Genomic DNA, 23,804 nt, shown 5'->3' with positions numbered 1-23,804 from the left:
ATGCTCAAACAAAGAGCTAAGACGGGCGGCGTGACGGCTCCCGCGATCACGCCCACTTCGACCACCGCGCCGGGTGCGCGCGGCTGGCGCGACTATACGCTGCTGTTGGCGCTGGCCTGCTGCTGGAGCTCGACCTATCCACTGACCACGATCGGGCTCGGTTCGATCCCGCCGATCACCTTCATCTCGGCGCGCTCGCTGGTCGCAGCCGCCTTCCTGCTCGTGGTGCTGCGGATCCGCGGCATCCGCATCCCGACCGACATCAAGGCCTGGAAGCTGTTCGCCTTCCAGCAGACCATCAACTCGACGATCCCGTTCCTGGTGATCACCTGGGCGCAGCTCTACGTGCCGGCATCCAATACCGTGGTGCTGGCATCGACGACGCCGATCTTCGCCTTCCTGATCACCTGGGCGATCACGCGGCACGAGCCGGCCTCGCCGCTCAAATTCGTCGGCGCGATCCTCGGCCTCGCGGGCACGGTCGCGATCATCGGCCTCGACGCGCTCTCGGGCTTCGGCAAGGAGATTGTCGCCGAGATCGCGATCCTGCTCGCCACCATCTCGTTCGCCTGCGCCACGATCTTCGGGCTTCGTCTCTCCGACTATGACCCCATGGTGGTGGCCGCCGGCTCGCTCTTGTTCGGCGGCACCGTGCTGCTGCCGGTCGCCCTGATCGTCGACCATCCCTGGACGCTGCACCCGACGCCGCAGGCGCTGGTCGCCACCGTCGTGATGGGCATCTTCTCCAGCGCGTTCGGCCTGATGCTGTTCTACATGTGCCTGACGCGGCTCGGCACACTCACCACGAACGCGCAAGGCTATTTGCGGATTCCGATCGGCGTCGCGTTGTCGGTGATCCTGCTCGCGGAATCCGTGCCGTCGAACCTGGCGCTCGGCCTCTTGCTGGTGATGGCCGGCGTCGCCGCGATGACGGTGCCGGCCGAGGCCGTGAAGCGCTGGCTTGGCAGGTTGCGAGGATAGCCTTCCGGCTATTTCTTGTCGTCCGCCAGCAGCGCGCGGTACTTCGCGACGTCGCGGGTCACGAGTTGCTGCAGCACTTCGGGTGCGAGCTCATCGGCGTCGGGCGCAACGGTCGACAGCTCGACGAAGCGCTTCTTCACCGCCTCGCTCGCGACCGCGGTGCGCGCGGCGGCGTTGAGCTTGGCGATGATCTCGCCCGGGGTGCCCTTCGGCGCGAACAGGCCGTTCCAGCCCTGCGCCTCGAACTCGGCTAGGCCGGCCTCGGCCGAGGTCGGCAGTTCCGGCAGCGAGGCGAGCCGCACGGTCGAGCCGACCACGACCGCCTTCACCAGTCTGTCGTCGATCGCCTGCGACACCGAGGCGGCTGCATCGCAGACGCCGTCGATCTGGCTGCCGATCGCGTCCGTCAGCGCGAGCGCCGCGCCGCGATAGCCGACTAGCTGCACGTCGATCCCTGCGGCATGCACGAAGCTCTTGCAGATCAAATAGTTCGACGAGCCGACGCCGGCATGGCCGAGATTGACCTTGCCCGGATTCTTCTTCGCGTAGTCGATGAATTCCTTGAGGTCCTTGGCCGGAAAATCCTTGCGCAGCGCGACGATGCCGAAGGTCTTGGCGACCACGGCGATCGGCGCGAAGGAGTCGGGCGTGAACGACAGCTTCGGATAGATCGCGTAGGTCGCGGCATTGGTGCCCGCGTTGCCGATCGCGATCGTGTAGCCGTCCGGCTCGGCGCGCGCGGCGCGGGTCAGCGCGGTCGAGCCGCCGGCGCCGCCGACATTCTCGATGATGATGGTCTGGCCGAGCGCCGCGCTCATCTGGTCGGCGACCGCGCGCGCGATCACGTCCGAGGTGCCGCCGGCCGTGAACGGCACGATCATCGTGATCGGACGCTTCGGGAAGTCCAGCTTCGAGGTTTCTTGGGCGTGCGCGACCGTCGCAAGCAGCAGCAATGCGGCTGCCGCTGCGGTTAAGCACCTTCCAAACATAATGGTTACGCCGCTTTTTCGAACTGCTGGGCCAGGCCTGCGAACAGGCCGCGGCCGTCGGTGCAGCCCATGATCTCTTCGACGTGGTTTTCCGGATGTGGCATCATGCCGAGCACGTTGCCGCGCTCGTTGAGGATGCCGGCGATCGAATGCGCGGCGCCGTTGAAGTTCGAGGTCTCGTCGACCACGCCCTCGGCGGAGCAGTAGCGATAGAGCACCCGCCCGTCGCCCTCGAGCCGCTTCAGCGTCTCCTCGTCCGCCTCGTAATTGCCTTCGCCATGCGCGACCGGCACGCGGATCACCTGGCCGGCATTGTAGCCGCGGGTAAACGGCGTGTCGGAGCGTTCGATGCGCATATGCACGTCGCGGCAGACGAATTTCAGCCCGGCATTGCGCATCAGCACGCCCGGCAACAGCCCGGATTCGCAGAGGATCTGAAAACCGTTGCAGACGCCGAGCACCAGCCCGCCCTTTGCGGCGAAGTCGCGCACCGCGTCCATGACGGGCGCGCGGGCCGCGATCGCGCCGCAGCGCAGATAGTCTCCGTAGGAGAAGCCGCCGGGCACCACCACGAGGTCGGTGCCTTTGGGCAGCGCAGTCTCGGCGTGCCAGACCATCGCCGTCTCATTGCCGGATGCGAGCTTGAGCGCGCGCGCCATGTCGCGCTCGCGATTGATGCCAGGGAAGACGAGGACGGCTGATTTCATTGCATCACCTGGTTTTGGGCGCCAGCACGAGCTTAACTGCGGCGGCAAACTTTGCGTAATTATCGTTGCTGGCCTTTTCGTCACGCGCCGAGCTGATCAGGCTGGCGGAGCCTTGTCCGCCAAGCAGCAAGCCGCTGACTTGATACTCGCTCGCGCCGTTGGCTGTCACGGTCAGGCGCCGTGCCTTGAACATGCGCGGCCCCGCGGTGCCCTTATCGCCATCAACGCCGAGCAGCGTAATGTGCTGCCCCGGCGTCCGCTGCTCCAGCGCCTTGATGATCTGCTCCTGCCCCTCGCGGAACTGGTCGAGCGTCATCTGTTTTCCGCCGGTATAATACCGGTAGCTCACCTTGGAGCCCGCACCGCAGGACGATTGCGCGCAGCGGAACATATGCACATCGGTGCCGCGGCGCTCGTAGCTCCATCCGCTGACCGCGAACGGCGGCGCCTGCGTCGTCGCGGCAGGCGCTGCCGACGTTGGTTGAGCCGAAGCCCCGCCGATTCCGGCTGCGGTCAGCAGGCCAACCAATAGCGCCCGGATGAAGATTCGGTCATTGCGAGCAGCGGCGGGAGCGGCTGTTATCATTTGGCGCGCTCGCTAGCTCAGAACCTCGACCCGATAGTTCTCGATCACGGTATTGGCCAGCAGCTTGTCGGCGGCGGCCTTCAGCGCCGCCTCCGCCTTGGCCTTGTCGGTCGCGGCAAGCTCGATGTCGAACACCTTGCCCTGGCGAACGCTGGCGACGCCGTCGACGCCGAGCGATTTCAGCGCGCCCTCGATCGCCTTGCCCTGCGGATCGAGGATGCCCGACTTCAATGTCACAGTCACACGTGCCTTCACGTCAGCCTCTTTCAGCTCTTCACCAGCACCGGGCCGCTGCCGGCCGGCCGCTCGTTCTCGATCAGAATGCCAAGCCGCTTCGCGACCTCGGTGTAGGCCTCAAGCAGGCCACCCAGATCCCGGCGGAAACGGTCCTTGTCGAGCTTCTCGTTCGACTTGATGTCCCACAGCCGGCAGGAGTCCGGCGAGATCTCGTCGGCGACGATGATCCGCATCATCTCGTTCTCGAACAGCCGCCCGCACTCCATCTTGAAGTCGACGAGGCGGATGCCGATGCCGAGGAAGAGACCGGTCAGGAAGTCGTTGACGCGGATGGCGAGCGCCATGATGTCGTCGATCTCCTGCGGCGTGGCCCAGCCGAAGGCTGTGATGTGCTCTTCCGACACCATGGGGTCGTTGAGCTGGTCGTTCTTGTAATAGAACTCGATGATCGAGCGCGGCAGCTGGGTGCCCTCCTCGATCCCGAGCCGCTGCGACAGCGAGCCGGCGGCGACGTTCCGCACCACCACCTCGAGCGGCACGATCTCGACCTCGCGAATCAGCTGCTCGCGCATGTTGAGGCGGCGGATGAAGTGGGTCGGCACCCCGATGTCGTTGAGGTGCTGAAACAGGTACTCCGAAATCCGGTTGTTGAGGACACCCTTGCCCTCGATCACCTGGTGTTTCTTGGCGTTGAACGCGGTCGCGTCGTCCTTGAAGTGCTGGATCAGGGTTCCCGGCTCGGGGCCTTCGTAAAGGACCTTGGCCTTGCCTTCATAAATACGGCGTCGACGGCTCATTGGGATGTACCGTGTTTTGTTGAAATCCATGGATTTGGGTGCTCCGGATGACTTGGGGTTACGACCCACGACGGAGCTGCCGCGGAGGCCTGGAACCTGGGCAATCCAACTGGAAACAGAACAAGAACCATGCCTGTGGGCAACCTATCCGATTGGCCCATCCAGCACAATCGATAGTGCCCCGTTCAGGGCACTTATACCGCCCTATCAAAAAGGCCCGATTCCGCCTGTTTTGCCTGCGGCTTAACGGCTCGTTGTCTTGCCGATTCCTCCCAATTACTTAAGCAAGCATCGGGGCTGCCGCAACGAGCATCAGCCCGCATTCAGCAGGGAATTGGAACTTCGGCATGAACGAATTCAACAAGCGCGAGGAAGGTTTCGAGAAGAAGTTCGCCCTCGACGAGGAGCAGAAGTTCAAGGCCGAAGCACGCCGGAACAAGCTGCTCGGCCTGTGGGCCGCCGAGAAGCTCGGCATCTCGGGCGATGCCGCCAACGCCTATGCCAAGGAAGTGGTGGCCGCCGACTTCGAGGAAGCCGGCGACAATGACGTGCTGCACAAGGTTCTGAGAGACCTCACCGCCAAGGGCCAGGCCGTCACCGAGCGCGACGTCCGCGCCAAGATGGACGAACTGCTGGCCGTGGCTGCGGCGCAGGTGAAGGCGGGAACCTAAGTTTCTCGCGCCGCCTGAGCTCCAATTCGACTTTTTACGCGCGCCGGACACCGTTCCGGCGCGACGTGTTTGTGCCCCTCGCTTTGGTAAAGTCGGCCCGGATGATCTCGAGCAAGCGCCGCGACGCGGCGCTGAGGAAGCCGCCATGCCGCGTCACCGCGACGACCTCATGACTTGCGGTGAGATTGCCGACACGAATCGTCGCGATCGAGGAGGCACGCAGCTCCTCCGCCGCATTGCTTCGTGACAGCAGCGCGATCCCGAGCCCGGCCTCGACCAGCCGCTTCTGCGCCGTGAGGCTGTCGACCGGTGTCCAGTCGACCTCGCCGAGCCCGTGCGTCAGGAAGAGGGCGAACACGTGCGAGGCGGTGATCTCGCGCCGTCCGGGCACCTCGGGAAAGGCGATCCAGCGCTCGTCCCTGAGATCGGCAAGTCTGCCGACCCGGCGTCCCGCCAGCGGATGGTCCGGCGCGCAGACGACCCCGAGCGGCTCGGCGAACAGCACCTCGCAATCGAGATCGCCCGAGCGGTCGCGGTCGTAACGCAGCCCGATCGTCGCCTCGCCGCGCCGAATCAGATCGCTGACCTCGGCACTGGTCGCGGTGCGCAGCGTCAGCGCGACATCAGGATGCCGGCGGGTAAAGCGCTTCAGCACTTTCGACAGCCGCTCGCCCGCAAGCGTGCCCGTCACCGCCAGCGCCACCGGGCCGGAATTGTCGCGCAGCAGCGCCCGCACCGCATTCTCGGCATCCTGCGCCGCCGCCACCGCGCGTTCGGCATAGGGCACCATCACCCGCCCCGCATCGCTCAGCCGCGTCTTGCCCGCGATCCGCTCGAACAGCGGCACGCCGAGCTCCTGCTCGAGCAGCGCGATGCGCCTGGAGATCGCCGGCTGCGAGCGATGCAGCGCCTTCGCGGCATTCGAGATTCCGCCGCGGCGATGCACCACCAGGAACGTGTTGAGCGCGTCGCTGTCCATTCCTCACCTCATGCAAAAAGATGATGATATTGAGAGAAATAACAAATTTGTCTGATGGCCGAAACCGCCCTATCGCCTGAGCCAGTCGCTTTTTCCGATCATCAGGAGTTCACATGCGCACCCAGGCAGACAAGGCAGCACGGTTTCGCGAGCTGCATCAGCGCCCCGGCGCCTTCATCATCCCGAATCCCTGGGATGCCGGCACGGCGAAGCTGCTCGCGGCGATGGGTTTCGAGGCGCTCGCGACCACGAGCCTCGGGCTCGCCAACACGCTCGGCAGCGCAACCGTCAGCCTCGATGCCATCATCGAGAACTGTCGGGTGATCGCCGCGGCCACCGACCTGCCCGTCAATGCCGATCTGGAGAATTGCGGCGCGGATAATCCGAGGACCGCGGCACTGGCGATCACTCGGGCCGCCGAAGCCGGCGTCGTCGGCGGCTCGATCGAGGACTCGACCGGCGATCCGCAACATCCGATCTACGACTTCTCGCTCGCGGTTGAACGGGTTCAGGCCGCCGTCGAGGCTGCGCGGGCGCTGCCGTTCCCATTCACGCTGACCGCCCGCGCGGAGAACTTCCTGCACGGCCGCAAGGATCTCGACGACACGATCAAGCGGCTGCAGGCGTTCGAGGCCGCCGGCGCCGACGTGCTGTATTCGCCCGGCCTGTATGACATCGGCACCATCAAGACGGTGGTCGCGGCCGTGAAGCGGCCGTTCAACCTCGTGATGGGCTTTGCCGATCCGACCTTGAGGGTCGAACAGCTCTCCGCCGCCGGCGTCAAGCGCATCAGCGTCGGCGGCGCGATGGAGCGTCACGCGCTGGCCGCGTTCCTGCGCTGCGCCCGCGAGATGAAGGATCAGGGCACGTTCAGTTTCGTGCGCGACATGGCGCCGGTGAAGGCGATAAGGGATATGTTTGCAGCTGGTCAGGCATGACCTAACCGCCGACGGTCATCGCAGGGCCGCTGGCGACGAGCCGTTGGCCCCCGCGAGGCATGCCGGCGCCGCCCCGGATCGCCAGGGGCGGCGGCTGCAGGGATCTGGTATGGTAGCGCCAACACCGCAAGTCCGGCCAAGGCGCTATCAGACCTGACGATTCATGACAGGTCGCGACTTGCAGGCAGCCTCAGGCAATGCCAAGAGAGCGGGATCATGTCCCAGGATCACATTTCCAACGTTCTCGCTGAACGTTATGCCTCGCCCGCCATGCGCGCCATCTGGAGTGGCGAGGGCAAAGTTCGCCTCGAACGCGACTACTGGATCGCCGTGCTGAAGGGCCAGCGCGATCTCGGGATTCCGGTTCCGGACGGCGTGATCGAAAGCTACGAGCGCGTGAAGGACCAGATCAACCTGGCCTCCATCATGCAGCGTGAGCGCGTCACCCGCCACGACGTGAAGGCGCGCATCGAGGAGTTCTGCGATCTGGCCGGCCATGAGCACTTGCACAAGGGCATGACCAGCCGCGACCTCACGGAGAACGTGGAGCAATTGCAGGTCTACCGCGCGTTGCAGCTGGTCGAGACCAAGAGCATCGCCGCGCTGATTCGGTTTGCGAAGCGCGCCCAGCAGTTGCGCGACATCCCGTTCACCGCACGCACCCACAACGTGGCCGCGCAAGTCACGACACTCGGCAAGCGCATCGCCATGTCAGGCGAGGAGATGCTGCTGGCGCATCAGAACCTGGTCAATGTGCTGCAGACCTACCCCGCGCGCGGCCTGAAAGGCGCAGTAGGCACCCGTCTCGACCAGATCACCCTGTTCAATGGCGATGCCGGCAAGGCGCGCGCGCTCGAGGAACGCATCCTCGTTCACCTCGGCTTGCCGAAAGCGCTCGACGCCGTCGGCCAGGTGTATCCGCGCAGCCTCGACTTCCGTGCGGTCAGCGTGCTCACCGAGCTCGCCAGCGGTCCCGGCAACTTCGCCAAGACCATCCGCCTGATGGCGGGCCATGAACTCGCCAGCGAAGGCTTTGCCAAGGGCCAGGTCGGTTCCTCGGCCATGCCGCACAAGATGAACAGCCGCTCCTGCGAGCGCATCAATGGCCTGCATGTGATCCTGAAGGGCTATCTCGCGATGGCCGCCGGGCTCGCCGGCGATCAGTGGAACGAGGGTGACGTCTCCTGCTCCGTCGTCCGCCGCGTCATGCTGCCCGATGCCTTCCTCGCCACCGACGGCCTGCTCGAGACCTTGCTCACCGTGCTCGATCAGATGGAGGTGTTCGAAGCCGTCGTCGAGACCGAGCTCAACCGCTACCTGCCCTTCCTGCTGACCACCACTGTCATGATGGAAGCGGTCAAGAAGGGCGCCGGCCGTGAAGGCGCCCACGAGGCGATCAAGGAGCACGCCGTCGCCGCCATTGGCGACCTTCGCACCGGCAAGATCGTGCAGAACGATCTGCTGCAGCGTCTCGCCGCCGATCAACGGCTTGGCTTGAGCGAAGCCGAATTGCAGCTCGTGCTCGCGCAAGGTCGCGCCAACTCTGGCGACGCCGGCGCCCAGGTCGATTATTTCGCCCAGCAGGTCGATGCTCTCGCCCGGGCCAAGCCCGAAGCGGCGAGCTACGCGCCGGGCACGATCCTGTGATGTCATTCGCCAATGGCGAGTAGCGATTCAATTCGCTACTCGCCATTCGCTCCGTCGTCTCACTCTTCCTTGAAGCCGTATTCCGGCACGTTGCCGCTGGCGCCGTAATATTTGTACGGCAGGAACTTGCCGCTCATGGTGATCTTGACGCGGTCGCCCTTCGGATTAGCGACACGCTCCATCGCCATGTCGAAGTCGATCGCCGACATGATGCCGTCGCCGAACTCCTCCTCGATCAGCGCCTTCCACGCCGGGCCGTTCACCATCACCATCTCGTAGAAGCGGTAGATCAGCGGATCGGTCGGCGGCATCGGCGTGCCGGCGCCGCGCATCGGCACCTCGTTGAGCATAGCGGTCTCGGCCTTCGACAACCCGAACAGCTCGCCGGCATTGGCCGCCTGCGGCTTGGTCAGCTTCATCTGGCCGAGGATCGCGCCCACGATCAGCACTTCGGAATACCCTCCGATCTTCTCGCAGATATGCTTCCAGCTCCAGCCCTTCTCGCGCTTGATGTCGAGCAGCTTCTCGGTGAGGTCTTCGCGTTTCATGGGGGTTTCCTCCTCAGGCTTCAGCGCGCAACGCTCTGCGCGGGATTGGGTTCAACGACGCGCGGCGGCGAGACGATCACCGGCTCGCCGACACCGGGCCGCACCGTCGGCACGTGGCGCGGATCATGATCGGTCACCTCAGCGGCAAAGCTCTTGCTGCGGCTGACCAGGAAATCGACGATATGGTTGCGCAGCGCATAGTAATAGGGATGACGGTGCAGGTCGATGCGGCCGCGCTCCTTCGGCAGCGGGTTCTCGACGATCTCGGCCAGCACCGCGCCGGGCCCGTTGGTCATCAGGAAGATCTTGTCGGCGAGGAAGATCGCCTCATCCACGTCGTGGGTGATCATGAAGGTGGTCTGCCCGGTCTCCAGGCAGATGCGCCGCACCTCGTCCTGCAGCGTGCCGCGGGTCAGCGCGTCCAGCGCCGAGAACGGCTCGTCCATCAGCATGATCTTCGGCGTGATCGACAGCGCCCGCGCAATGCCGACGCGCTGCTTCATGCCGCCCGACAGCTCCGACGGATGCTTGTGCTCGGAGCCGGTCAGCCCGACGAGATCGATGAATTTCTGCGCGTGGGCCCTGACCCGGGCGCGGTCCCATTTGCGCCATTTCGAGCTCACGGCATAGCCGACATTGCCGAGCACCGTGCGCCACGGCAGCAGCGCATGGCTCTGGAAGATCACGGCGCGGTCGAGGCTGGTGCCCTCGACGCCCTGGCCATCGACGATGACAGTCCCCCCGCTCGGCTCGTCGAGTCCGGCGAGGATGTTCAGCACCGTGGTCTTGCCGCAGCCGGAATGGCCGATCACGCAGCCGAACTCGCCGCGCGTCATCGACAGCCAGAAGTCCTCGAACACAGTGGTGGTGGTGGTGCCGCCGCCAGCGCCGGGATAACGCCGGGCGATTCCCTCGATGGAGATGAACTTGTCGGTCATCGCTACTCCGGAAACGTCACCATGCGCGTGAAGCGCGCCAGCACCTGGTCGAGCAGCATGCCGACGAGGCCGATCAAAAGGATCGCGATGATCACATTGGTGATCGACAGATTATTCCACTCGTTCCAGACGAAATAGCCGATGCCGGTGCCGCCGACGAGCATCTCGGCGGCGACGATCACGAGCCAGGCGATCCCGATCGAGATCCGCATGCCGGTCAGGATCGTCGGCGCCGCCGCCGGCAGGATCACGGTGAAGGCGCGCCTGATGGTGCCGACCTCGAGCGTCCGCGCGACGTTGATCCACTCCTTGCGCACGCCTGCGACCCCAAACGCGGTGTTCAACAGCATCGGCCACACCGAGCAGATGAAAATGACAAAAATCGCCGAGATCGAGGAATCCTTGATGGTGTAGAGCGCGAGCGGCATCCAGGCCAGCGGCGAGATCGGCTTCAGCAGCTGGATGAAGGGATCGAGCGCTCTGCTGATCAGGGGCGACATGCCGATCATGAAGCCGAGCGGGATCGCGACGATGACCGCAATGAGATAGCCGAGCCCGACGCGCCCGATCGAATAGGCGAGCTGGATGCCCAGCCCCTTGTCATTCGGCCCATTATCGTAGAACGGCCGCTTCAGGTGCTCCCACAGCTTGGCGCCGACATCGAGCGGTCCGGGCATCGCCGACTTGCCCTGCGTCGCGGTCAGCCCCATCAGCCTGGCGTATTCGGGGCTCATGGCCGCCGCCGTGCCGCTGCTGCGTGTGGCAAGGTGCCAGGCGCCGAGGAAGGCGGCGAATAGCACGATCGAGACGATGGCGGCGCGGAGGCGGAGCGAGAGCGTCATTGCGCCAACTCTCTCGACCCGTCGTCCAGGCCTAGTGCGCGGTTGCGCACCGAGCCGGGACCTATACGCCGCGCTCGCGCCGTGAGGCACGCGGGGAGACGTCGTGCCCAATCACTGGCGGTAGTGGTTATGGGTCCCGGCCTTCGCCGGGACGACATGGATAGGTCGTCGGCGCGCCCCCTCACGACGACTTCCTGATCTTGAAGCTCGCGAGATAATCGTCGGGCTTGGCCGGATCGAAACTCTTGCCCATCACCGAGAATGACTTGTACGAGGTGGCGGGCGGCGTCAGCCCCATCTCGGCCATCACCTTTTTCGTGTCGGTGGCGAGATAGACCTGCTCGGCGACCGCCTTGTAGTCGACGTCGCCCTTGATCTGGCCCCAGCGCTTCATCTGCGTGAGCATCCACACCGCAAAGGACTGCCAGGGGAACGGATCGAAGTCGACGCGCTTCGGATCGGTCTTCACGCCGCCGAGGCCGTCGGCGTAGGTGCCGGTCAGGACCTGCTCCAGCACCGTCACTGGCGCGTTGATGTAGTTGGCCGGCGCGATCGCCTCCGCGATCTGCTTGCGGTTCTCGGCCTTCGCAGCAAAGCCGGTGGCGTCCACGATCGCGCGGGTCAGCGCCGCGAAGGAATTCGGCGCCGTCGTGATGAATTCGCGGCTTGCAGCAAAGCTGCAACAGGGATGGCCGTCCCAGATCTCCTTGGACAGGATGTGCAGGAAGCCGACACCGTCATAGATCGCGCGCTGGCAGATATTGTCGGGCGCGAGGAAGCCGTCGATGTTGTCGGCGCGCAGATTGGCGACCATCTCCGGCGGCGGCACCGAGCGGAGCTGCACGTCGGTATCAGGATCGAGCCCGTGCTCGGCGAGATAATAGCGCAGCAGATAATTGTGCATGGAGTAGTCGAACGGAATGGCGAACTTCATGCCTTTCCAACCCTTCGGATCACGCTTGTCCTTGTGCTTGATGGCAAGCGTGATGCCCTGCCCGTTGATGTTCTCGATCGCGGGCACGGTGAAGGGTATGGCGTTGGCGCCAAGCCCGAGCGAGATCGCGATCGGCATCGGCGCCAGCATGTGGGCGGCGTCGTATTCCTTGTTGATGGTCTTGTCGCGAATGACGGCCCAGCCGGCGGTCTTCACCACCTCGACGTTGAGGCCCTGCCTGGCATAGAAGCCGAGCGGCGCCGCCATGATGATCGGCGTGGCGCAGGTGATCGGGATGAAGCCGACCTTCAAGTCCTTCTTCTCCGGCGGTCCGGCGTCGGCGAACGCCTCGGTCGCCGCCTTCAGCGGAAAGAACTGCGACATCGCGGCGAGCGCGGTCGCGGCGCCAACCGATTTCAGGAAGACGCGGCGCGCGACATCCTGCGGAAACACGGCCCGCATCACCGCCGACGCGACGATGCCTTCGTAACGCTTCTGTTCGCTGAGATCGGCGACCGGCTCGCAGCGCAGCGTGCGCGCGGCATGCGCATGCTCGGCGGCCGGGCGATGCCGGCCACAGGCGCAGCCATATCGCACGAGCGCGCGGTCGGCGTCGAAGGGATCATCTGACGTGGACATGCTGCGCCCCATTGTCGCACCGAACTACGGAGAGCTCCGCGATCCGGTGCATTGATCGGCGTCCGGCCGCGTTTTGCGCCGCCGGACGCCGACAAACATGCAGGTTCTATGCCGCCTTGTCCGTGACGACGGCCGCGGTCGGCAGACCCTCGTCGATCGGCAGCGCCGGGTCGCGCGACCACTCGTTCCAGGAGCCGAAGTACATCCGCACGTCCTTCACGCCGGCGTTCTTCAGCGCCAGGAAGGTGTTCGAGGCGCGCGCCCCCTTGAAGCAGTAGAGATAGACCGGCGTGGTTTGCGAGATGCCGACGGTGGCACATTCCGCCAGGATCTCGTCCTTCGACTTGAAGCGTGGGCCCTCCGCGGTCGGCTTCATCATCCGGTACCATTCCAGCCAGACGGCGCCGGGGATGCGGCCCTTGCGCGGGCAGAAATCCTTGCCGTAGGGCGAGGAGCTTTCGCCGATCCACTCGTCGACATCGCGCACGTCGAGGATCGCGACGCCGGGCTTGCCGACCGCCGCCAGCATCGCCTTTGCGTCGATCATGATGTCGCCGGCCTCCGGCACGATCGCAAAGGAGGCCTTCGCCGGAACCGCAACGTCGGTGGTGACAGGCAGCTCCGCCGCCTTCCATGCATCGAAGCCGCCATGCAGCACCTTGATCTTGGGATAGCCCAGCATCGTGAGCAGATAGTAGCCGCGGCAGGACTGGCCGAAGCCGGAATTCATCGACTGTTCGTAGATCACCGCGGTCTCCTTGCCGGAGAGACCGGCGGCGCCGAACGCATCCGCGAACTTGGTCTTCAGCTCGTGGATGCCTTCCGGCGTCGAGGTCGCAAGGAATGTGAAGATGTCATGCACATTGACGGCGCCGGGCAGATGGCCGGCCGCATAGGCATCCGGATTCCGCGTGTCGATGATGACACATGGTTCTTTCTTGACGAGCTCGGCAAGTTCGCCGGCGGTGATCAGAACGTCCGTCATGACTCTCTCCTGTTTGTGGTTGCAGTTGTGGTGGTCCCGAACTCTCATCACCCGTCCGCCAGCATCTTGCGCAGCTGCTTGGTGGCAGGCGTGACGATGGCGACGAAATAGGCCTCGCGCAGCCTGCGCTGGGCGCGGTGGCTCATCAGATAGCCGCGCGCGCCGCAATGGAGCATCGCGGCATGCGCGACCGCGACGCTGGCATCGCCGATCCGCAGGCGCAGCGCGACGACACGGCGCCAATAGCTGTCATCGGTGTTGTAGGGATCGCTTGCCAGCGTCATCGCCTCCTTCTCGAACTCGGCATAGAGCTCGCGGAATTGCAGCGGCTGCTGCGGCAGATAGCGGTTGACGTGACCGAGCGGTGCATGGACCTCGTCCATGATGTTGATGCAATCCTTCATCAGGCCGAGGCCCATGCCGGCCTGCAGCAGGATGAAGCCGGCGCGGATCTTCTTGACGAACGGCGCAGCCGGCTCGGCCAGGATCAGCTCGTCCGGCACGAACACGTCGCGGAACTGGACGCCGTAGGTGCCGGTGCCGTCCATCGCCAGAAACGGCTTGCACGGCGTCAGCGTGATCGCGGGGTCGGAGCAATCGGCAAGGAACATCACGGTGCTGCCCGGCTCGCCCTTTGTGCCCTCGTCCTCGCGCTCGAAGATCGTGCCGAAGTAATGGTCGGGCCCGAGATTGGACACCCAGGGCAGCGCGCCGCGGACGATGTAGCCGCCATCGACCTTGCGGCCCTTCAGCTTCAGCCGCTCGATGCCGAAGAAGCTCTTCATCGGGTTGGAGAGCCCGGTGCCGCCGAGCGCACGCCCGCTGGAGAAGCAATTGCCGAAGCGCGCGGCGAGCTTCATGTTGGTGGAATTGGCGACGTACCAGACCAGCGTGTTCTGGCACCACGCCATGAAGGCGGTGGCGCCGCAGACCTCGCCGAGCGCGGCCATCGACTGGATCGCCCAACGCAGGTCGGCAGGCCCCTCCTGCGGCACGTGGCTGCTCCACGCGCCGACCTTGCCGAGCCGGCGCAGGAATTCGCCGGGATAGACCGAGCCGGCATCGATCGCGGATGCGAGCGGTGCCAGCTCCTGACGCGCCAGACGCGCGACCTCGTCCGTAATGGTCGGTGCGGGATCTTGAGCTGCGACCCGCGATAAAGCCAGTGAACCCATGGTTGGTCTCCGCACCTTGAATTGCCGGTCGAGCCTTACGCGCTGACCTCGAGATTGACGGGGCGGGTGAAGGTGTTGGCGACCGGCGACCACTTCTTCACGTGCGCCACCAGCGCGTCGATCTCGTCCTGCGCGACGCCCTCGCATTCCATGTCGACCTTGACGCGGACATCGGTGAAGCCGACCGGCTTCTCGCTGACGTCGCCGGTGCCCCACACCGCGGTGATGTTGAGGTCGCCCTCCAATTCCAATTCGAGCTTGTTGACGATCCAGCCGCGATGCACCGCGTTGGCGTGCAGGCCGACCGCAAGGCAGGAGCCGAGCGCGGCGAGCGAGGCCTCGGACGGATTGGGCGCGGTGTCGTCACCGAGCAGGCCCGGCGGCTCGTCGACGATGTAGGGCGCGAGGTTGCGGATGTAGTTCGCATGACGGAACTTGCCCTCGGCCACCGTCCTGCACTTCAAGGTCTTGATGACCTTCGGGTTGGCCTTGCCGTTGGCAATCAGCTGCTCGAGCCCGCCTCTGTCGATCGGCGCGAGGCAGCCGGTCAGTGCGGTTTTTTGAGCGACAGCGGTCATCAGTTTTCTCCCTGGGAGCGATGGATTGGGTCAGGATACCGAACGGTCTGTTTCCTGCACGAAGCGTGCCAGTCCTCCGCCAAATCAAAAGGCGAAATCCGGCAGACGCTTAGCTGTGCCTGCCTGCGGATTGATCAGGGCGCGACTGCTCAAACGCGGTGCATCTGCCGCGCCGCCGCGATTATTTTGAGCGCAGGACGGCGCACATGCCCGCCCCCGTGAAGATGCGGCTTGATGATTTCGCCGCGCTCCGATTTACTGCCGCGCATGGTCAAATCGCTTGCGAAAAAAAAACCTGCCGCGGCGTTCGCCGCCGGCGACGATGAATCGGCGCGCGGGCGCCTGCTGAATGCGGCGACGCATCTGTTCTGCAAGAACGGCATCAACGCCACCGGCATCGATGCGATCATCGACGAGGCCGGAACCGCCAAGACCACGCTCTACAAGCTGTTCGGCTCGAAGACCAACCTTGTGCATGCCGTGCTGGAGAGCGAAGGCAAGCAGTGGCGCGAATGGTTCATCGGCGCGATCGAGGCCGGCGGCGGCGATCCGCAGACCAAGCTGGCGCGGATCTTCCCTGCCCTGAAGAGCTGGTTCGCCGAGGAACGCTTCTACGGCTGCCCCTTCATCAACGCGGTCGCCGAGCACGACAAGGATGCCAAGCAGTTCCGCAGCATCGCGCTGAAGCACAAGAAGGTGGTGCTGGCGCATATCGAGAAGCTCGCCGGCGAGATGGGCGCGAGCGAACCGGCGGTGCTTGCGCATCAGCTCGCGCTGTTGATCGACGGCGCCATCGTCGCCGCCATGGTGTCGTGCGATCCCGGTGTCGCCGACACCGCCGGCCTCGCCGCCAGCAATCTGTTCGCGCCGGCGAAGCTGAAGAAGACGAAGCGCGCAGGACGCTCGGACGAGTTGCTCGCGGTCTAACGCGGCGCATCACGGCGACCTCCCGCGATCATCGCTGATCCGACGATCAACTGCAGCATTGCTTGAGTCGGCGCTGCGCGCAGCCGATATCAACCCTGGCCTTCGTCGGATTTCCCGTGAGATCCTACAGGTCGAAGTTCGTCGGCAGCATCACGACGTCGCGGATGGTCATGCCGCGCGGCCGGGTCAGCATGAACATCACGACCTCGGCAACCTCGCTCGCCTCCAGCAGGCTGCCCGCTGCCTTGGCCTCCTCAAGCTTCTCCGCCGGCCAGTCCGCGAGCAGCGCGCTGATCACGGGCCCGGGCGAGATCGAGCCGACGCGAATACCGTGCTTGAACACCTGGCGCCGCACCGTCTGCACGAAGCAGTTGATTGCCCATTTCGACGACGCATAGACCGGCTCCCACGGCGTCGGGAAATGCGCGGCGAGCGAGCTCGTCACGATGATGTCGCCGGTCCCGCGCGCGATCATGTGCGGCAGCACATCACGTGCACGTTCTTCATCACGACGTTGACGTTGAGGTTCAGCATCCGGTCGATCGCGTCGGTATCGGCATCGACGAGATCGCCGCCGACATAGATCCCCGCATTGGCGTGCAGGATGTCGAGCTGGCCGGCCCTCTCGAGGATCGCGGGCAACAGCGTCGCGCAGGCCTTCGGATCGAGCAGGTCGATGACCAGCGGGATCACCGCATCGCCGTGCCTGCCGGCGAGCGCTTGCAGCGCGGCCGCGTCACGGTCGACCATCACCACACGCGCGCCCGCGGCCAGCATCGCCTCGCTGCTCGCAAGTCCAATGCCCGACGCCGCCCCGGTCACCGCCGCGACCTTGCCTTCCAATTGCTTCGCCATCGTCTCCACCCTGTCCGGTCAGTGCGGCGCGCATGGCAACACATCGCGGTCGCGATGTCAGCTCCCATGCGACAAACGACGTTGCCTGACGCGCATGTCCCGTCACATGCGGAGCATCGGCGGCCGCGTGGCGAAACGGCGACGCAGCCATTTTGCCGCCGGCCCCGCCGGCCGCTGCTTGTGCCAGACCACTTCGAGCGCAACGGGATGCGCGCCCTCGTCGAATTCCAGCTCGGGAATTGCCAGTTCGTCGGCAACCTGCGAGCTCGCCATGATGTGCGCCGGGATCAGCGCCCAGCCGACGCCCTGCTTGAGTATCTGCAGGATCACCCAGTGGCTCTCGACCCACCACACCTCCGCTGCGACACGAAGCCGGTGCCGCTCGGTTCCTTCGTTGCGCACGGTGACCATGATCTGGCGATGCCGCTTCAGCTCCTCCCAGTCCACCCGGCCATGCGCCAGCGGATGGTTCTTGCCGCACACGAGCTGCAGCGGCACCCAGCCCATGGTCTTGAAGCCGAGCTCGGGCGACAGATGCTCCTGCCGCCACATCACGCCGACATCGGCCTTACCGTCGAGCACGAGGCGGCTGACGTCCTCCATGATCGGAAACAGCAGCTCCACTTCGACATGAGGAAAGCGCTTGGCGAATTCCGCAAACAGCTCCCCGACCGCGCTCTCCGGATAGAGCTCGTCGATCGCCACCACCAACCGCTTCTCGACATGCGCCTCGAAACTGCTCGCGACGCCGATCAGATGCTCACGGCGATCGAGGATCAATCTTGCTTCCGGCAACAGCCGCGCACCGGCTTCGGTCAGCACCGGGTTGCGACCGGCTCGGTCGAACAGCGCGATCCCGAGGTCTGTTTCCAAATTGGCGACGTGCGTGCTGACCGCCGATTGCGCTTTCTTCAGAAGCCGTGCCGCACCGGAGAACGAGCCCTGCTCGGCCGCCGCCACGAAGGATTCGAGCTGGTCCATGGAAACGGCCATCTATCTCTTTTCCAGATACTACATAACTTTATAATCCCATAATATCAGATAGAAACCCGGTCACAACGACAGAAAGGGTTTCAAAATGTCTATGCGTTCCTTCTCCGACCGGGTCAGGCACGCAGTCCTGTTCGAACTGATCGGTATCGCCATCTTCACGCCGGCAGCCGCGTGGCTGTTCAATCAGCCGGTCGCCCATATGGGCGTCATCGGCGTCGTCTCGGCGACGGTGGCAACGATCTGGAACTTGCTGTTCAATCTCGGCTTCGACCACGCGCTGGTCCGCGTCACCGGCCGTGTCATCAAGACGATGCCGATCCGTGTCGCTCACGCGATGCTGTTCGAGGCCGGCTTGATCGTGCTGCTGATCCCGTTCGTCGCCTGGTATCTCGGCATCTCGCTGTGGGCCGCGCTGATGATGGATATCTCCATCGTCGCGTTCTATCTGGTCTACGCGTTCGTATTCAACATCGCTTACGATCGCGTCTTCCCGGTCCGCGAGCTCAGCGCGCACGGTCGCAGGGCAAGCCGGGCCCTGCCGGCCTGATCGGCCCTCAGAACTCGGCGCCTCCGATCATGTGATCTGCGGCGCCGCGCCGGACCCTGACACCGCAGCAATATTCCTAATGGTAGCGACTGCGCACAAGTTCCGCTGCGCAGCGCTCATAGACTGGTTTGATCCGGCTTGAGCGCTGTGGAATGCTTCAGGCCGACGTGCCCGTCAGAGGCTGCCAAAACGGCCAACAAGAAGAAGCGGAGGACTACAATGCCAGGGAACCGTTCACCCCACCTCACCCGCCGTCATCTCATCAAAGGCGCTGCCGCCACGTCGGCCACGCTGCTGCTCGGCAAGCCCGCCATTGCCAAGGGCAAGACCGAGATCGTGATCGGCAACATCGACGCCTATTCGGGACCGGCTGCGGTCTATTCGTCGATCGGCCGCACGCCTGGCGGCTATTTCAAGATGATCAACGAGCAAGGCGGCATCAACGGCCGCATGATCAGGTACATCACCTATGACGACGCCTACAGCCCGGCCAAGACCGTCGAGCAGGCGCGCAAGCTGGTCGAAGGCGACGAGATCGATGTGCTTTTTGCGCCGCTCGGTGCGCCCACCAATGCCGCGATCATGAAATACATGAACCAGAAGAAGGTCCCGCACCTCTTCATCGCCTCGGGCGCCACCAAGTTCGGCGACTACCAGAACTTCCCCTACACGATGGGTTTCCAGCCCTGCTACCAGATCGAGGGCCGGGCCTTCGCGCAACACGTCCTGTCGACACAGAATGATCCCAAGATCGGCATCGTCTACCAGAACGACGATTTCGGACGCGACGTGCTGAAGGGTTTCAAGGACGGGCTTGGCGGCAAGACCTCCGCAATCGTCGCCGAGCTGTCCTATGAGACCGCCGACCCGACCATCGACAGCCAGGTGGTTCGCTGCAAATCCGCCGGTGCCAACGTGTTTATGAGCATGACCACGCCGAAATTCGCCGCGCAAGGCATCAAGAAGATCGCCGAGCTCGGCTGGCAGCCGGCGCATTACATCGGCAACAACGCCTCCTCCGCCGGCTCGACCCTGAAGGCCGCGGGCTTCGACGTGTCCAAGGGGATCATTTCGAGCGCCTATTTGAAAGATCCGGTCGACGCCGCCTGGGACAGCGATCCCGCCATTCAGAAATGGCGCGCCTTCCTCGACAAATACGATCCGGCGGCGGCCAAGAACGACATCTACGCGGTCACCGGCTATCTCACCAGCCAGATCCTGGTTCAGGTGCTCAAGCAATGCGGCGACGACGTCTCGCCCGAAAACATCATCAAACAGGCGGCGAACCTCAGGGACGTCGAATCCGACATGCTGCTGCCGGGCATCAAGATCAACACCTCGCCGACCGACTATTATCCGCTCGAGCAACTGCAACTGACGCGCTTCAGCGGCGAACGCTACGAGCCGATGGGTCCCGTGATCGACGGCGGCATCTCGAAGGCGTGATCGTCCACGGCGTTCCGCGAAAACCAGCGCGGCGCGGACGCGAACCGCCTCGCAGTTGCCATCGGCCCCTCATCGGCCGATGATGCGCGAAACGGATCCGAACCGAACGGGAGGACGTGAATGCGTGGACGCCGTGTGCTGATGGAGTCGTTCGTGTCGCACGGCGTGCGTCACATCTTCGGCAATCCCGGCACGACGGAAACGCCGCTGCTCGACAGCCTGCCGGCATTTCCGCAACTCGAATATATCATGGCGCTGCATGAAGGCGTCGCAGTCAGCGCCGCCAGCTTCTATGCGCAGGCATCCGGACGCGTCACCGTTGCCAACCTGCACGTCGCTCCCGGCCTCGGCAACGGTATCGGTTCGCTCTATGGCGCGCTGAAAGCAAATTCGCCCCTGGTCGTGACGGCGGGTCAGCAGGACACGCGAATGCGGCTCAACAATCCGCTCCTCGGCCACGACCTCGTTGCAATGGCGGCCCCGGTGACGAAGTGGAGCGTTCAGATCGAGCGCGCCGACGAGATCGCACCAATCATGCGACGCGCGTTCAAGGTGGCGACCGATGCGCCACAAGGGCCGGTGTTCGTATCGCTCCCGATCGACGTCTTGGAACAGGAGACCGCGGTCGATGCATCGACGCCGGACAGTTTGTGGCGGTCGACACGCCCCGATCCGGCAGGGATCGAGGCGATGCTTGCGCTGCTTCTCAAGTCACACAATCCGGCCATCATCGCCGGCGACGACGTCGCGAGATCGGGCGGCGAGCAGGCGCTGGTCGCGCTTGCGGAAACGATCGGCGCTACCGTGTGGTTCGAGGGGTTGCGGCATCACGCGTCCTTTCCGACCAATCACCCGAGCTATCGCCAGTCGCTCCCTGGCGACGCCCGGCAGGTACGCAAGGTGCTCGGCGATACCGATCTTGTGCTGCTCATCGGCGGTCCGTTCTTCGAGGACATCTGGTTTGCGCCTGATAACCACATTCCCCACGGCGCGCCCGTGCTCCAGATCGAGGCCTCGGCCGAGCGTCTCGCGCTCAACAACAGGCTCGACGCCGGCATTGTCGGCGACATCACCATCAGCCTCGGCGCATTGACGGACGCGCTGCAAGCAAAGGCGAGCGCGGACTTCAGGCAGGCTGCGCAAAACCGCAACGCTGCGCTGGCCGAACTGCAGGCGAAAGAGAAGGAAGCCTATCGCGCGCGCGTCGAGAAGAGCTGGAACCGTGAGCCGAGCTCCATGCCGCGCGTCACCGCGGAACTTCGTCGCGGCCTGCCTGATGATGTGGTCATCGTCGATGAGAGCATCACGGCGAGCCTGGATCTCGCGCGCGCCTTCGACTATCGCGGCTTCGGCGATTATTTCGGCGGACGTGGCGGCGGCATCGGCCAGGGTCTTGCCGGCGCCATCGGCGTCAAGGTCGCCATGCCGGACCGTCCCGTTGTCGCGATCTCCGGCGACGGCTCGGCGATGTATGCGATCCAGGCGCTGTGGACTGCCGCGCACCACAAGCTTGCGATCGTGTTCGTGGTGCTCGCGAACCGCGAGTACCGCATTCTCAAGCACAATGTGGACGTCTGGCGACAGAACTTCGAAGCCGGCACCCAGCATCCCTATCAGAACATGGATATCACCGGTCCCGCGCTCGACTTCGTGCATCTCGCGGCCGGCATGGGCGTCGAGGCGGTCAGGGTTGAGAAGGCGGACGACATCGCTGGCGCAGTCGCAAAGGCTGCCGCGGCGCAGCGTCCGTACCTCGTCGAGATCGCGATCGAAGGAAAGCGCTAGAGGAGCTTCTGATGGCAGGCATTCTGGACGGCAAGGCTGCGTTGGTGACTGGCGGCGGCTCGGGCATCGGTCGGGCAACAGCGATTGCCATGGCGCGCGAAGGCGCGCGCGTCGCGGTGTCCGACCTGTCAAAGGACGGAATCGAACAGACAGTCGCGCTCATCAACGCCGCAGGCGGCCAGTCGATCGCGATCCAGGGCGACGTCACCGACGAGGCTGACGTCGCCAACATGGTGGCACGCACGGTGTCGGCGTTTGGGCGCATCGATTGCGCGTTCAACAATGCCGGCGTGGCCGGGCGCTCCGTCGGCCCGCCCGGCCAACGCATCCATGAGCTCACGCAGCCTTCGGTGGCGAAGATGTTTTCGATGAATCTGATGGGCGTGTTCCTGTGCCTGAAATACGAGGTCGCGCAGATGCTCAAGCAGGGCGGCGGCGGCGCGATCGTCAACACCGCCTCGATCGCCGGGCTGGTCGGCCTTGCCACGTCGGGCCACTACGTCGCGGCCAAGCATGGTGTCGTCGGCCTGACCAAGTCTGCGGCGATCGAATACGCCCAGGACGGCATCCGCGTGAATTGCGTCAATCCCGGATACATCAAGACGCCGATGACCAAGGAGACGATGGACGAACGTTACGACGAGATCATCGCAAAGGTGCCCGCTCGTCGCCTGGGCGTGCCCGAGGAAATCGCGGAGGCCGTGGTCTGGATGTGCTCGGACAAGGCGTCCTTCATGACAGGCGCATCGCAGGTGGTCGACGGTGGCTACAGCGCCGCCTGAGGTGCGCTTCAGCGGGGCGCGTCGCGGCTTTCAGGCTATTCCTTTGGCGGCACCGTGCGCAAATAGGTGACGATGGCGTCGAGGTCGGCGGCTGACACGGTGGCGTAGTAATGGAAGCCCATCGGCGGATTGAGCTTGCTGCCATCCTTGCTGACGCCCTGAGTGATCGCGCGCTTGATCTCGTCATCGGTCCAGCTGCCAATGCCTTTCGTCTTGCTAGAGCTGATGTTCCGCGAAACCGAGACGCCCCAGGGTCCCGCAAACTTGCCGCCGCCGGCGCCCATGCTGGTCGCAAATTCTCGCCCTTGCTGCCCCATCGGGGTGTGGCACTCCATGCAGTGCGCAATCGTGGCGAGGTAGAATCCCTGCTGCGCCTTGTCACTCAACATCGCTTCGGTGTACGGGCTTTCACCGCCCGGGGGAACAGGATGCCCCTGTGATATTTTGTAGATTGGCTCCGGTACCGCATTCCTGATCGGCTTGATCGTGCGCAGATATGCGATCACGGCTTTGAGATCGCGATCGGTCATGATCTCGTAGAAGCCACTTGGCATGATCATGGCGACCCGCGTGCCGTTGCGTTTAATGCCTTTGCGCAGCAGTTGCTTGAGTTCGGCGTCGGTGTAATTGCCGATGCCGGTTTCCTTGTCTTGCGTGATGTTCGAGGCCGTGACCTTGAACGGTGGCTCATCCCATGACGTGCCGCCCGAAAAGGCCTTATCCCTGATCTCGCCTGACGGTCCCTTCGGGGTATGACAATTGCCGCAGGTCAAGACGCCGTTGACCAGGTAATCACCGCGCTCGACCAATTCCGATTGTGCGCTGACCGGGCTGCTCAATACCGCACCGATAACGAGCGCTAGCGATCCGATACGGATCATGACGACGCCTCCAATCAATTAAATATGGCGATTGAACTCTGATCAATTTCTGGCTTCAAAAACGTAGGTCAGCAAAATGTGCACACCGGTGTTCAACGGCGCGAAGGTCATGTGCAATATTACGTAGCTGGCGCGCAAGAAATGCCGCGCGCGGATCGATGGTACGATCGCCGACCCTCTTTTCACACATCCGATTGCCGGAGGGCTGACCAGACAAAATCTAGCAGATTCCACGCGCTTGAGAAGGCAGCCTGACCACGCAATTGCGCACGGGGGGGCCGGACCCCTAACCGAAGGTGATTGTTGCGCGACGGCGGGGCCACAGCTCTCTTTAACAACACACCCCTGTGGTTATGAGTCCACATTCAGTGTCGTCCTGGCTTTCGCCAGGACGACGTGTGGAGAGGCCCGCGATCG

General features: G+C 64.3%; 24 protein-coding genes and 1 pseudogene. 9 read left to right on the top strand and 16 right to left on the bottom strand.

The features are described from left to right. Nucleotides 1-981, top strand: a complete 981-nt coding sequence (locus ACVWW1_RS04260; protein WP_456654967.1) for a DMT family transporter — start codon at nt 1-3, stop codon at nt 979-981. Between the two features lie 8 nt (nt 982-989). Here ACVWW1_RS04260 and ACVWW1_RS04255 read toward each other — a convergent pair whose 3' ends face one another. From ACVWW1_RS04255 to purC, 5 genes are all read right to left on the bottom strand, one after another. Next, complete coding sequence (locus ACVWW1_RS04255) at nt 990-1,970, bottom strand: tripartite tricarboxylate transporter substrate-binding protein (RefSeq protein ID WP_456654966.1); 981 nt, start codon at nt 1,968-1,970, stop codon at nt 990-992. A 5-nt stretch (nt 1,971-1,975) separates the two neighbouring features. Further along, nucleotides 1,976-2,677 carry a phosphoribosylformylglycinamidine synthase subunit PurQ gene (gene purQ, locus ACVWW1_RS04250; protein ID WP_456654965.1) on the bottom strand — a complete coding sequence of 234 codons (702 nt, stop codon included), beginning with the start codon at nt 2,675-2,677 and terminating at the stop codon, nt 1,976-1,978. A gap of 4 nt (nt 2,678-2,681) precedes the next feature. After that, on the bottom strand, nt 2,682-2,993 hold the full coding sequence (locus ACVWW1_RS04245; RefSeq protein ID WP_456654964.1) for a hypothetical protein: 312 nt from the start codon (nt 2,991-2,993) through the stop codon (nt 2,682-2,684). Between the two features lie 282 nt (nt 2,994-3,275). Continuing rightward, entirely contained in the window at nt 3,276-3,518 is a 243-nt protein-coding gene (gene purS / locus ACVWW1_RS04240; protein ID WP_029083848.1) for a phosphoribosylformylglycinamidine synthase subunit PurS, read from the bottom strand. 11 nt (nt 3,519-3,529) lie between these two features. After that, nucleotides 3,530-4,297 (bottom strand): phosphoribosylaminoimidazolesuccinocarboxamide synthase, encoded by a 768-nt coding sequence (purC, locus tag ACVWW1_RS04235; protein WP_016843454.1) that lies wholly within the window; start codon nt 4,295-4,297, stop codon nt 3,530-3,532. Nucleotides 4,298-4,644: 347 nt separating this feature from the next. Between purC and ACVWW1_RS04230 the strand changes: the two genes are divergently transcribed. Then, nucleotides 4,645-4,968 (top strand): DUF1476 domain-containing protein, encoded by a 324-nt coding sequence (locus ACVWW1_RS04230; RefSeq protein WP_456654963.1) that lies wholly within the window; start codon nt 4,645-4,647, stop codon nt 4,966-4,968. Between the two features lie 34 nt (nt 4,969-5,002). Here ACVWW1_RS04230 and ACVWW1_RS04225 read toward each other — a convergent pair whose 3' ends face one another. Then, on the bottom strand, nt 5,003-5,947 hold the full coding sequence (locus tag ACVWW1_RS04225) for a LysR family transcriptional regulator (protein ID WP_456654962.1): 945 nt from the start codon (nt 5,945-5,947) through the stop codon (nt 5,003-5,005). Nucleotides 5,948-6,060: 113 nt separating this feature from the next. On the opposite strand from ACVWW1_RS04225, the gene ACVWW1_RS04220 reads away from it, so the two are divergent. After that, nucleotides 6,061-6,885, top strand: coding sequence for an isocitrate lyase/PEP mutase family protein (locus tag ACVWW1_RS04220; protein ID WP_456654961.1), 825 nt, complete (start codon nt 6,061-6,063; stop codon nt 6,883-6,885). 216 nt (nt 6,886-7,101) lie between these two features. Continuing rightward, a complete protein-coding gene (purB, locus tag ACVWW1_RS04215; RefSeq protein ID WP_456654960.1) occupies nt 7,102-8,532 on the top strand; it encodes an adenylosuccinate lyase in 1,431 nt (476 codons plus the stop codon). Between the two features lie 59 nt (nt 8,533-8,591). On the opposite strand, the gene cynS is transcribed toward purB, so the two are convergent. From cynS to ACVWW1_RS04180, 7 genes are all read right to left on the bottom strand, one after another. Next, on the bottom strand, nt 8,592-9,080 hold the full coding sequence (gene cynS, locus ACVWW1_RS04210) for a cyanase (RefSeq protein ID WP_092115321.1): 489 nt from the start codon (nt 9,078-9,080) through the stop codon (nt 8,592-8,594). Between the two features lie 20 nt (nt 9,081-9,100). Further along, entirely contained in the window at nt 9,101-10,018 is a 918-nt protein-coding gene (locus ACVWW1_RS04205; RefSeq protein WP_176530303.1) for an ABC transporter ATP-binding protein, read from the bottom strand. 2 nt (nt 10,019-10,020) lie between these two features. Continuing rightward, nucleotides 10,021-10,860: a nitrate ABC transporter permease gene (gene ntrB, locus ACVWW1_RS04200; RefSeq protein ID WP_456654959.1), complete on the bottom strand. Its 840-nt coding sequence runs from the start codon at nt 10,858-10,860 to the stop codon at nt 10,021-10,023. 181 nt (nt 10,861-11,041) lie between these two features. Next, nucleotides 11,042-12,433, bottom strand: coding sequence for a CmpA/NrtA family ABC transporter substrate-binding protein (locus tag ACVWW1_RS04195; protein ID WP_456654958.1), 1,392 nt, complete (start codon nt 12,431-12,433; stop codon nt 11,042-11,044). A 106-nt stretch (nt 12,434-12,539) separates the two neighbouring features. After that, entirely contained in the window at nt 12,540-13,418 is an 879-nt protein-coding gene (locus ACVWW1_RS04190) for a sulfurtransferase (RefSeq protein ID WP_207831010.1), read from the bottom strand. Nucleotides 13,419-13,465: 47 nt separating this feature from the next. Continuing rightward, entirely contained in the window at nt 13,466-14,593 is a 1,128-nt protein-coding gene (locus ACVWW1_RS04185; RefSeq protein WP_207831013.1) for an acyl-CoA dehydrogenase family protein, read from the bottom strand. A 35-nt stretch (nt 14,594-14,628) separates the two neighbouring features. Continuing rightward, complete coding sequence (locus ACVWW1_RS04180; RefSeq protein ID WP_050402025.1) at nt 14,629-15,171, bottom strand: OsmC family protein; 543 nt, start codon at nt 15,169-15,171, stop codon at nt 14,629-14,631. 267 nt (nt 15,172-15,438) lie between these two features. Between ACVWW1_RS04180 and ACVWW1_RS04175 the strand changes: the two genes are divergently transcribed. Then, complete coding sequence (locus ACVWW1_RS04175) at nt 15,439-16,098, top strand: TetR/AcrR family transcriptional regulator (RefSeq protein WP_456654957.1); 660 nt, start codon at nt 15,439-15,441, stop codon at nt 16,096-16,098. Between the two features lie 124 nt (nt 16,099-16,222). Here the strand turns inward: ACVWW1_RS04175 and ACVWW1_RS04170 are convergent. Both ACVWW1_RS04170 and ACVWW1_RS04165 read right to left on the bottom strand, forming a co-directional pair. Continuing rightward, nucleotides 16,223-16,953: pseudogene (locus ACVWW1_RS04170) on the bottom strand (SDR family oxidoreductase). A gap of 102 nt (nt 16,954-17,055) precedes the next feature. Then, on the bottom strand, nt 17,056-17,946 hold the full coding sequence (locus ACVWW1_RS04165; protein WP_456654956.1) for a LysR family transcriptional regulator: 891 nt from the start codon (nt 17,944-17,946) through the stop codon (nt 17,056-17,058). 85 nt (nt 17,947-18,031) lie between these two features. Here ACVWW1_RS04165 and ACVWW1_RS04160 point away from each other — a divergent pair, with 85 nt between their 5' ends. The 4 genes from ACVWW1_RS04160 (at nt 18,032) to ACVWW1_RS04145 (ending at nt 22,506) form a co-directional block, all read left to right on the top strand. Next, nucleotides 18,032-18,493: a PACE efflux transporter gene (locus ACVWW1_RS04160; RefSeq protein ID WP_176530298.1), complete on the top strand. Its 462-nt coding sequence runs from the start codon at nt 18,032-18,034 to the stop codon at nt 18,491-18,493. 219 nt (nt 18,494-18,712) lie between these two features. After that, nucleotides 18,713-19,939 (top strand): ABC transporter substrate-binding protein, encoded by a 1,227-nt coding sequence (locus ACVWW1_RS04155; RefSeq protein ID WP_456654955.1) that lies wholly within the window; start codon nt 18,713-18,715, stop codon nt 19,937-19,939. A 120-nt stretch (nt 19,940-20,059) separates the two neighbouring features. After that, on the top strand, nt 20,060-21,724 hold the full coding sequence (locus ACVWW1_RS04150; RefSeq protein ID WP_456654954.1) for a thiamine pyrophosphate-binding protein: 1,665 nt from the start codon (nt 20,060-20,062) through the stop codon (nt 21,722-21,724). Nucleotides 21,725-21,735: 11 nt separating this feature from the next. Further along, on the top strand, nt 21,736-22,506 hold the full coding sequence (locus ACVWW1_RS04145; RefSeq protein ID WP_456654953.1) for an SDR family NAD(P)-dependent oxidoreductase: 771 nt from the start codon (nt 21,736-21,738) through the stop codon (nt 22,504-22,506). Nucleotides 22,507-22,541: 35 nt separating this feature from the next. Here the strand turns inward: ACVWW1_RS04145 and ACVWW1_RS04140 are convergent, their stop codons facing one another. After that, complete coding sequence (locus ACVWW1_RS04140; protein WP_456654952.1) at nt 22,542-23,387, bottom strand: c-type cytochrome; 846 nt, start codon at nt 23,385-23,387, stop codon at nt 22,542-22,544. Between the last annotated feature and the right edge of the window lie 417 nt (nt 23,388-23,804).

Source organism: Bradyrhizobium sp. JR3.5, from assembly GCF_054057015.1.
This window is presented reverse-complemented; position numbering and strand designations above follow the sequence as displayed.